The sequence below is a fragment of the Vibrio sp. 1557 genome (assembly GCF_033340175.1).
GTDB classification, from domain to species: Bacteria; Pseudomonadota; Gammaproteobacteria; order Enterobacterales; family Vibrionaceae; genus Vibrio; species Vibrio alginolyticus.
The window spans coordinates 1-1,129 of the sequence record NZ_JAWOVZ010000237.1 but is presented as its reverse complement, the minus strand read 5'-3'; the positions used below and the strand labels follow the sequence as shown (position 1 = coordinate 1,129).

At 48.4% G+C, this 1,129-nt stretch carries 1 protein-coding gene; it reads right to left on the bottom strand.

Annotation, left to right across the window (positions count from 1 at the left end):
- A partial coding sequence (brnQ, locus tag R7070_RS26160; RefSeq protein WP_318141508.1) for a branched-chain amino acid transport system II carrier protein occupies positions 1-1,129 on the bottom strand: 1,129 nt, incomplete at both ends.

The window sequence follows — 1,129 nt, the reverse complement described above, 5'->3', positions numbered from 1 at the left end:
GAGCATCGACACAACCAAATGCTAGTGCGGTGAACGCGGTAAGCACTAACATGAACTGAGACATTTTGTTGCGAACGGGTGCCATCATCATCAAAGCAATCGCCACAGGATGAAGTGCCACAACCGCAGGTAAAGTGATTGACAATAGCTGCTCTAAACCGATGTTGGCGATAAAGCCTGACAGTACCATGGTGATGACGACACAGCTTTTGTAGTCCACTTTGCTAAAGGTGTTGTCATAGAACTCGCTGCCTGCGGTTGTTACGCCAATCGCTGTGGTTAAACAGGCCAATACCATGACTGCACCCAACAACACCGAGCCAAACGCACCAAAGTGGTTGAAGGTGAACGCCGTTAAAATATCGCCACCATTGCTAAACTCTGAACCTAAGTAAGAGCTAGTGGAACCGATGTAAGACAACGAAATGTAAACAAACGCCATCGCGACAGCGTACATTAAGGCTGCAATTAGAGTGTATTTCGCCGTTGCTTTCGGGCAGTCCACTCCCATGCTGCGAATAGCACGGAAAATGATCCAACCAAAGCCAATTGAGCCCAACGCATCCATCGTCATGTACCCTTGCGTCAGACCTTCTGCAAACGCACCACTCACGTATGGGCCACTGGCTTGTGTCAACTCACCTGTTGGGTAAATCAAGGCAGTGACAGACATGATGATCAAAATCGCCATTAACGCCGGTGTTAGGATTTTGCCTAAGTTATCAACCAACTTACCTGGGTAAAGCGCAAACCAAATGGTTGCTACACAAAAGGCAATCGTAAACGGCACTAATGCCGCCTCACCAAAGATTGGGGCGAAGCTAAATTGATAGGCGACGGTAATGGCTCGCGGAATCACAAATGCTGGCCCGATGACGATGAAGACCATCACCCAAAAACTGGTTGCTAGCGGTTTTGGTAGCGCAGCGGTTAGCTTGTCTGAGCCATTAACGATCGCCACCATTACCAGTGCTAAAGCAGGTAGGCCCACGCCAGTTAAAAGGAATCCAGACATTCCACTCAAAAAGTTTTCACCTGCTTGGTAACCCAAAAATGGAGGGAAGATAAGGTTACCTGCGCCCAAATACATGGCGAAAGTCATAAAGCCTAAGGCGGCGATATTGCGTGC